Consider the following 8,657-nt stretch of genomic DNA (forward strand, 5'->3'; position numbering starts at 1 on the left):
GGGAGTGGAGTGTGGCCGTGGCGCCGAATCTGCGGTTGGTGGCCAGTGGGCCTTTCGGTGCGGACGACCTGGGGGTGGCCTGCTACCACTCGAAGACCGGGGTCGTCGAGCTCTACCTGAACCACCTGGTCGACGGGGCCGGGGAGTACGTGGTGGTGGACATGACCGCCGGGGCCGACTGCTTCGCCTCGGGCCTGTTCACGCGCTTCGACCTCACGTTCCTGGTCGCCGAGCCGACGAGGCGCGGGGTCTCGGTCTACCGCCAGTACCGGGACTACGCCGACGGGTACGACGTCGCCCTGGCCGTCGTCGGCAACAAGGTCACCGGGCCGCAGGACGTCGACTTCCTGCGCGAGCACGTCGGCGCCGACCTGCTCGCCTGCTTCGGTGCCTCCGGCTACGTCCGCGCCGCCGAGCAGGGCCGCTTCGCGCCGCTGGACGCGCTGGAGCCCGAGCACCGCGACGTGCTGCGCACGCTGGCGCGCGCCGCCGACACCCGGCCCAAGGACTGGACCCGGTTCCAGCAGCAGGCGATCGACTTCCATCTGCGCAACGCGCGCGCCTGGGCCGACAAGGCCACCGGCGTCGACCTGTCCGCGCAGGTGGATCCCGAATTCGTGCACGGCCCGCAGGCGCTGTCGGCCGTGTCCGCGTCCGCGTGACGAACCGGCGGGACTAAGAGCACTGATCGCTCAGACCGCACCAAGCAAAAACAGAAAGGTGGACCCCTGATGTCCCTGGACGTCTCCCCGCAGCTCCTCGCCCAGGCCGAGGCCGGCGACGTGGACCCGGCAGCGTTCCTCGACACCGTCCGCACCTCGCTCCCCTACGCCTACGCGATGGTCGCCGACCTCGCGCAGGACCTGAAGTCCGGCACCGCAGAGTTCGCCGACAACCAGGTGCCGCCGCCGTCCGAGGCCGAGCGCGGCCAGTTGCTACGTGCCATGGCCAGCGACGCCATCCGCGGCAGCCTGGAGCGGCACTTCGAGATCAAGCTCGCGTTCCAGAACTGCCACCGCGTCGCGGCGTTCCGGCCCGGCGCCGAGAGCACGCAGACGTACACGAAGTTCACCTCGCAGCGCGCGCAGCTGCTGAACCAGTCCCCGGAGTTCCGGGACTGCTGAAAGCCGGAAGACGCATAAAGGGCCGCCGACCACGGTCGGCGGCCCAGATGTCGCCCTACGTGTCCCCGCGCAGTAGTAGAGTCCAGCCGCCCTCGTTGAAACGTTCCCACAGACCGACATCGACAGGTGGTCTCGCGATGACCGTGAACAGCGGGGCGGAACCCTCCTCCCCCACCGAAGCAGAATCCCGCGCACGCAAAGCGCGTAGCGAAGCACGCCTGGCCGCCGCCGGCATATCCGTACCCGACCACCTGCCCTGGATCGGGGCCGGGGACGACATCAAGCTCCGCACCCCGACCGAAGCCGCCCAACGCGCCTACGCGCTCTTCCTCACCGCCATGCGCGCCGATGCGCTGCTCAGCGACGCCGAGATCCCGGCCGAGGAGATGCGCGAGCGCTTCCCGCAGGGCTTCGCGGCGTTCAGCCCGATCGAAGCAGCGTTCTTCGCCGCCGCCGAGCCGGAGAAGCAGACGCTCATCAACTCCCTGTGGCGCTACGAGTCGCTGGCCGCACTCCAGTGGGCACTCGGCTGGGCCGAAGAACTGCCGTGGCCCACCACCATCTGCGACCTGAACACGGTCATCACGACGATGATGGACGCCGACCCCGACCCCGACGAACGCATCGCCACCGCCGCCCTGCGCCCGGCCGCCGAGATCCTGGACGCGCTGGACCTGCACTTCCGCCTGCACTGGGCCACCCGCCACGCCGGTCTGGAAGGCCGCCCCAACCCGGCCGACCTGGACGGCGGCGTGATCATGGAACGCCACTACGCGCTGAACTGGCTGATCACGTTCATGGGCGCGGACTGGGACGACGTCCCGACCCACACCTGACGCGACCTGACGCGAACAGAACAGCGAAAAACCGCTGGTCCCGACCCGAGACTCCCGGGTCAGGACCAGCGGCCTGTACAGCCCGCGCGGCCTACAAGGCCCGTGCGCTACTACCCCTCAGCCACCGCGAACACATGCATCGCCGTGGTGTTGCTGCTGACACCCGAGGCCACGTTCGGGAACGTGACCGAAGCCAGCGTCTTCGTCGAGTCCACCGCCACGGTGGTGGAGAACACGAACATCTGGATCGACTGCGAGCTCCCGGAATCGCTGTTCCGGTAGGGCATCGTCGCGACCGCGGTGTCCGTGGCGTCCCCGCCGCTGGCCCAGTCGTTGAACGTCAGCGTCTGGGTGGTGGAGGTGCCGTCGGTGTAGGTCAGGGTGATCGGTCCGGCGGAGCCGCCGTTGGTGGACGAGCCGAGCAGCCCGAGCTTGGTGGCCCCGGCCTTTCCGGTCACCAGCATGGTCTGCCCGTCGGGCAGGATGTTGTCCGCGCCGCAGGCTGCGACGTTCGGCCAGGTGTAGGTCACGCCGTTCGACGTCAGCGTGGCACCGGGCTTGACGCCGTTGGCGGCCAGGGCTTCGGCGGAGTAGCTGTAGCCGTCCCCGTCGAAGTTGGCGCACTTCTGGTTCGCGTCCGGCGAGGTGCCGATGTTGCTGTAGTAGTCGGCCGGGTTCGCGGTCGGGGTCATCGGCAGCACCTGGCCGTCGGAGACCTGACCGGCGGCGTTGACCACGCTCACCGAGGCGTTCGTGCCGGCGAAGACGTGGAACATGCCGTTGGTGCCGCTCGGGGTCGGCACGGTGAAGGTGACCGCCGTGTCGCTCCAGGAGTCAACCGTGAACGTCGCGCTGTTGCCCGGCGCTCCCCAGTTGATGCCGTGGTCGCTGAACACCACGTAGCCGGTGCCCTGCGTGGCCCCGAAGCCGGAGCCGTGCACGGTCACCTGCTGGCCGGCCGTGGCCGGCGACGGGGAGACCGAGGTGGCCACCGCGCCGGTCGGGGCGGCGGTCGAGGTGCCGACCGCGAACACGTGCAGCCGGCCCTGGTCGGTCCCGTTCGGCAGGACGACCGAGGTCAGCGTCTTGGCCGGGTCGACCGGGAACACCGTGGAGAACACGTGCGTCGCGGTGTTGTCCTTGCCGTTCGCGCAGCTGGAGCAGTCACGGTAGGGCAGGGTCGCGGCGTCGCCGTTGCCGAAGGACGGCTTGGCCTGGCCCGCGCCCAGCGTCCAGTCGGACAGCCCGAGCCAGTACTGGGCGGTGGTGCCGTCGGAGTAGTCCAGCGTCATCACACCCTGACTCGGTCCGCCGTCGGCCGAGCCCAGCAGACCGAGCTGCTGCGTCCCGGCGGCCGCGGACACGGTCACCTTCTGGCCGGCGGCCACGGTGTTGTCCGGGAGGCCCGGGGCCGGCAGCGGCCAGGTGTAGGTGACGCCGCCGACGGTCACCGGCTTGCCGGGGGCCAGCCCGGCGGCGGCCAGGGCCTGCTGGGAGTAGCTGTTGCCGCTGCCGTCGTAGTTCGTGACGGTGATCTGGTTGTCGTCGGCGATGCCGTTGTTGTCGAAGGTGGACAGCAGGCTGCCGGGCGTGGCGACCAGGACGGTCAGCTTCAGCGGAGGCAGGGCCTTGCCGTCGTCGGTCAGCTGGACCGGGACGGTGTAGAACGTCTGCGCCGTCGTGGCCGAGGCCTTGACGGTCAGCGTCAGCGAGCCGTGCCCGTTCGAGGAGACGTGCACGTCCCGGTCCGACTGCTTCAGGCTCAGGCCGGAGCCGGCCGGAGCCGTCGAGCTGACCGCGATGTCCTGGTGCTTCCCGAGGACGTCCTGCGCGGACACTGTCACCTTGGCGCTGCCGCCGGGGGCGACCTGGATCTGCTGGTCCGACAGGTAGCCGATGGCCGGCTGCTGCCCGGCGCCGAACGACGGCGGGACGTCCTTCTTGCTCGCGCCCCAGCTCTTGTTCGGGGTGGAGCCGACCTTGACGTCGAGCGTCGCGCCGTTGGTGAACGCCGAGGCCGGCAGGTACGGCGAGTGCCACTGCGAGCCGTCCAGCTTCATGCTCTGGACGTAGAAGTTCTTCACCGAGTCCGCGCCGGGGGCGTTGACGGTGATGGACTTGCCGTTGCCCAGGTGGACGACTTCCAGCGGGAACTCAGGGCTGTTCAGCGCCATGTCGGCGGTGCCCGCGGCCTCGGGGAACATGCCGAGCATCGAGAAGACGCCCTGCGCCGAGGTCGTGCCCAGGTCGTCGTTGCCGCCGAGGCTGGTCTTCGGGTCGTCGGTGAAGATCTGGGTGCGGACGTCGTTCACGATCTTCTGCGCCTTCCACGGCGCGCCGGCCCAGTCGTACAGCCACGGCACACCCATGTCGGGCTCGTTGCCGAGGAACGCGTACGGCGAGGGCGGACCCTGGTCCAGCTGCGTGAAGAAGGTGTCCAGCTGCTTCTGCACCGCCGCGCCGCCGCCCATGGCCGAGACCAGCCCGGAGAGGTTCCAGCCGATCTGCCAGCGGTACTGCGAGGCGTCGCCTTCCACGTAGTTGTCCGATGTGGACAGCGTGGTCGGCAGGTACGAGCCGCTCATGGTGCGCGGCTCGAGCAGGCCGGTGGCCGGGCTGAACAGGTTCTGCCAGTCCTGCGACCGGGTCTGCAGCGCGGCGGCGTCGGTCTTGTCGCCGAGCGCGCCGGCCAGCTGGCCCAGGGCGAAGTCGGCGGCGCCGTACTCCATGGTCGTCGACACCGGCCCGTAGAAGTTGCAGCAGGTGTTGGCGGCGTCGGAGGGGACGTAGCCGTACTTCTCGAAGTCCGCCAGGTCCGGGCGGATGTTGTTCGGGGTGTTCGCCTCGGCCAACGCGTACTTCAGCGCGGAGGCGGTGTCGAAGTCCCGGGCGCCGAAGGCGTAGTAGTCGGCGAGCTCGCCGTCGGCCGGGTCGCCGACCATGACGTAGCTCTCGCCGTTGTTCATCGCCCACTTCGGCATCATGCCGTTGTTCTGCGCGGCGTCGTTGACGATCGACTGCGCGGCGTTGCTGGCCATCGCCGGGTCGACGATCGCCTCCAGCTGCGCCTGCGTCCGGTAGATGTCCCAGCCGGAGTAGTTCGCGACCTGGACGTGGCCGGGCTGCACGGTGTGCACCTGGTTGTCGAACCCGACGTACTGCCCGTTGGTGTCGGAGAACGTGTTCGGGTGCAGCAGCCCGTGGTACATGCCGGTGTAGAACACCTGCTGGCGCGCCGCGGTGCCGCCGCCGATCTGGATCTTGCCCAGCTCGTCGTTCCACGCCTTGACGCCGGCGTTGTGCACGGTGTCGAAGGCGAAGCCGGTCTGCTCGGCGGCCAGGTTCGCCGTGGCGTTGGCCCCGGACGTGAAGGATATGCCGACCTTGGCCTGGACCACCTGGTTGCTAGTGGTGTCGAAGGTCAGGTACAGACCGTCAGGGCCCGTGGCCGCCGCCGCCTTGGTCGCCATCTTCTGCGGGGTCGCCGGCAGCTTGCCGTGGATGGTCGGCGCGGGCAGCGCGCCCGGCTTGGCCTTGGGGGCGGTGGACTTCGTGCCGCCGGGAGCCGGGCTGGGGCTCGGCGACGCGCTGGAGCTGGAACTCGGGCTCGGGCTCGCCGAAGGCGCGGCCGGGCCCGGGCTGGCCGCCGACGTCGGGGCCTGGGTGTTCGTGCTCTGAGTGTTCGTGCTCGGGGTGTTCGTGCTCTGCGACTTCTGCGTCGTCTTGGCCGTGGCCGGCGCCGAACCCGGGGTGACCGTGGTGCCGGTCCAGGTCCCGTGCGCGGTGATCGGCTGGTCGAAGACGATGTCGAAGTTCAGCGTGTAGGTGTTGCCCGCACCGCAGAAGTGGCCGCTGGTGACCGAGCCCTGGACCTCGTTGGGCCCGACGACCGTCGCGGTGGTGGCCGAATCGCCGTTCTGCGAACCGGTCAGCTTGAACAGCAGGTTGGACTGCGCGCCGGCCGGGAAGGTGAAGCGGCCGATGCCGGAACGCGCGGTCTCGGTGAGCTCGGTCTTCACCGACGACGCCCCGGCGCCGGTGCTGACCGAGTAGTAGTCGGCCGAGGCGGACTCGGCGGAGTGGCTGAACGGCGCCGAGGCGTTCGACGGGTCGCTCGGCAGCGCGCCGGCCGTCGGCAGGATCGGCACGTCCCCGAACGCCCCGCAGCCCGGACCCGACATGTGGGTCAGGCTGAAGCCGGAGATGTTCGAGTCGTTGTAGTAGTAGCCGCCGCCCTCCGGGCGGTCGGGAGTGGTGTCCGGGCCCCACTGCATCATGCCGAAGGGCACGTCCGGGCCGGGGAAGTCGTCGGCCTGGCCACCGGCCCCGCCGTCGCCGGTGGCCAGGAACGGGTTCACCGCCGCCGCGGGGTTCGCGAGCGGGGTGACGCCGGACCCGCCGGACGCGGCGAACGCCGTCCCGGCTGCTCCGGACAAGGCTGCTGTAACGCTTAAGGCCCCTGTCAAAACGGCGGCTCCGGCCGCCCTCACCATTTTTCGTCGGACACTTGCACGGCGCGCCATGGGCACCGTCCCTCCACGAGTGGGTCAGTTCTCGAACGGGTTCGAAGGTGACGGCGGTAACGTTAGCAAGGCTTCTGAGTTGCGACTATGGGTCCTGCGGGGCCTGTTTTCCTGTTAACGTTCCCATGCTGGTCAGGCCGATCGGCGGGCTCAAAACAAAGTGGTCGGAGCCGACATCGGCTCCGACCACACGTCATGCTGTGGGTCACTACATCGCTGTATCTGAGGTCTTCGGCGACCTTTTGCGTATCAGCCCCGGTATGTCTCCAAGAGTCGCAACCAGACCTCGCCGATGGTCGGGTACGCGGGCACGACGTGCCACAGCCGGCTCACCGGGATCTCGGCCGCCACCGCCATCGCCGCGGAGTGCACGAGCTCTGCGACCCCGGGCCCGACGAAGGTGACCCCGACGAGCACCTCCCGGTCCAGATCGACGACGGCGCGCGCCTGGCCCCGGTAGTCGTCGGCGTAGAGCGCGGCCCCGGCGACCTGGCCCATGTCGTAGTCGACGGCGCGCACCCGCAGCCCCTGGTCCTCGGCCTGCCGCAGGGTGATGCCGACGGCGGCGGCCTCCGGGTCGGAGAACACGACCTGGGTCACGGCGTGCAGGTCCGCGGTCGCGACGCTGCGGCCCCAGGGCTCGGTGTCCAGGGCGCGACCGAAGGCACGGTCACAGATCGCACCGCCGAAGATCCGGCCCTGATACTTGCCCTGGTGGGTGAGCAGCGCGCGGTGGTTGAGGTCGCCGGCCGCGTACAGCCACGCGCCGCCGACGCCCTGCACCAGGCCGGTGTCGTCGACCTCGACCCAGCCGCCGGGCTTGAGGCCGACGGTGTCCAGGCCGAGGTCGCCGGTCGCGGGACGGCGGCCCGTGGCGAACAGGACCTCGTCGGCGGTGAGGGTGCCGCCGCCGGTGAGCGTGAGCTCGACCGTGCCGTCGTCGCGGCGGTGCACGGCCGTGGCGGACTCGCCGAAGCGGACGTCCACTCCGTCAGCACCCAGATGCTCCGTGACGAGCTCGCCGACGAACGGCTCCATCGCACCCAGCAGCCGGTCGTCGCGGATCAGCATCGTGACCTCGCTGCCCAGAGCCCGCCAGGCGGTCGCCATCTCCACGGCCACCACGCCGCCGCCGATCACCGCCAGCCGTCCCGGCACGTGCTTGGCGCTGGTCGCCTCGCGGCTGGTCCAGACCCCGGCCTCGGCGACACCCGGCAGATCCGGGACCGCGGCCTGGGTCCCGGTGCACAGCGCCACGGCGTGCCGCGCAGTCAGGACGCGGTCGGCGCCGTCGGGAGTGCGGACGACGACCCGCTTCTCGCCGTGGAGCCGGGCGTGCCCGCACACCAGGCACAGGCCGACCTTGGCGAGCCAGTCGACCTGGCCGTCGTCCTTCCAGTTCGAGGTGAACTCGTCGCGCCGGGCCAGCACCGCCGCGACGTCGAGGTTCCCGGTGACCGCCTGCCGCGCACCGGCCACGCGGCGGGCGTCGGCCACCGCCGCGACCGGCCGCAGCAACGCCTTGCTGGGCATGCAGGCCCAGTACGAGCACTCGCCGCCGACGAGTTCGTGCTCGACGACGGCCACGCTCAGCCCGCCGGCGTGCGCCCGGTCGGCCAGGTTCTCCCCGGTCGGCCCGCCGCCCACGACGATGACGTCGAACACGTCGCCGTCGGCCGGGTCGATCGTGTCGACCACCCCGTCGTCGCCGACGGACGGCGCCGCGCCGTGCGGGAAAACCGGGGCACCTTCGGCCACCATGTCCTCGGCGGCCTGCACGACGTTCTCGTCCGGGGCTTCCATGTCACTCCTCACGCTCGTTTCCGTCACGGTATACGCCCCCCGCATACGAAGGTCCGGCCCGGTGCGCTCACAGAGCGACCGAACCGGACCACGCACGACCATGCACGACCACGCACGACCACGCACGACCACGCACTACGACCTCAGCTGCTCTTTGCCGCCGGACCCTTCGCGGTGCCGGCCTCGCGAGCCGCGGCCTCACCGGCGGCCCGCGCCGGCGAGGGCGGACCCGGCTTCGGGACCGGACCCGGCTTCGGCGGACCGGGCTTCGGAGCCGGGGCCGGGGCCGGGGTGGGCTGCGCCGCCCCGGGGGTGGTCGCTCCCGCCGCCGTTCCTGCTCCCGGCTTCGCCTTCGCCTCCTCCCCGGCGAA

6 protein-coding genes are annotated in these 8,657 nt (G+C 70.7%); 4 read left to right on the forward strand and 2 right to left on the reverse strand.

Features of this window, described 5'->3' with window-relative positions; genetic code table 11:
- The 3 genes from GWK61_RS50330 to GWK61_RS50340 form a co-directional block, all read left to right on the forward strand.
- Nucleotides 1-662: ATP-binding protein (locus GWK61_RS50330; RefSeq protein ID WP_499704159.1), on the forward strand; the 662-nt coding region annotated here is incomplete at its 5' end.
- A 69-nt stretch (nucleotides 663-731) separates the two neighbouring features.
- On the forward strand, nucleotides 732-1,124 hold the full coding sequence (locus GWK61_RS50335; RefSeq protein WP_194921023.1) for an SCO5389 family protein: 393 nt from the start codon (nucleotides 732-734) through the stop codon (nucleotides 1,122-1,124).
- A gap of 137 nt (nucleotides 1,125-1,261) precedes the next feature.
- Complete coding sequence (locus GWK61_RS50340) at nucleotides 1,262-1,960, forward strand: DUF4272 domain-containing protein (RefSeq protein WP_194921024.1); 699 nt, start codon at nucleotides 1,262-1,264, stop codon at nucleotides 1,958-1,960.
- A gap of 110 nt (nucleotides 1,961-2,070) precedes the next feature.
- Here GWK61_RS50340 and GWK61_RS50345 read toward each other — a convergent pair whose 3' ends face one another.
- Together GWK61_RS50345 and GWK61_RS50350 are read right to left on the reverse strand one after the other, a co-directional pair.
- Nucleotides 2,071-6,396 (reverse strand): GH92 family glycosyl hydrolase, encoded by a 4,326-nt coding sequence (locus GWK61_RS50345; RefSeq protein ID WP_228564301.1) that lies wholly within the window; start codon nucleotides 6,394-6,396, stop codon nucleotides 2,071-2,073.
- 336 nt (nucleotides 6,397-6,732) lie between these two features.
- Nucleotides 6,733-8,286, reverse strand: a complete 1,554-nt coding sequence (locus GWK61_RS50350) for a dihydrolipoyl dehydrogenase family protein (RefSeq protein WP_194921029.1) — start codon at nucleotides 8,284-8,286, stop codon at nucleotides 6,733-6,735.
- Nucleotides 8,287-8,460: 174 nt separating this feature from the next.
- Between GWK61_RS50350 and GWK61_RS57895 the strand changes: the two genes are divergently transcribed.
- The coding region (locus GWK61_RS57895) for a hypothetical protein (RefSeq protein ID WP_228564302.1) at nucleotides 8,461-8,657 on the forward strand (197 nt) is incomplete at its 3' end.

Source organism: Catenulispora rubra (genome assembly GCF_015356825.1).
Taxonomy (GTDB): Bacteria; Actinomycetota; Actinomycetes; order Streptomycetales; family Catenulisporaceae; genus Catenulispora; species Catenulispora rubra.

What these genes read in the sequence shown, in the direction of transcription:
- GWK61_RS50335 (WP_194921023.1), top strand. Translation starts at nt 732, where the DNA reads ATGTCCCTGGACGTCTCCCCGCAGCTCCTCGCCCAGGCCGAGGCCGGC.
- GWK61_RS50340 (WP_194921024.1), top strand. Translation starts at nt 1,262, where the DNA reads ATGACCGTGAACAGCGGGGCGGAACCCTCCTCCCCCACCGAAGCAGAA.
- GWK61_RS50350 (WP_194921029.1), bottom strand. Translation starts at nt 8,286, where the DNA reads ATGGAAGCCCCGGACGAGAACGTCGTGCAGGCCGCCGAGGACATGGTG.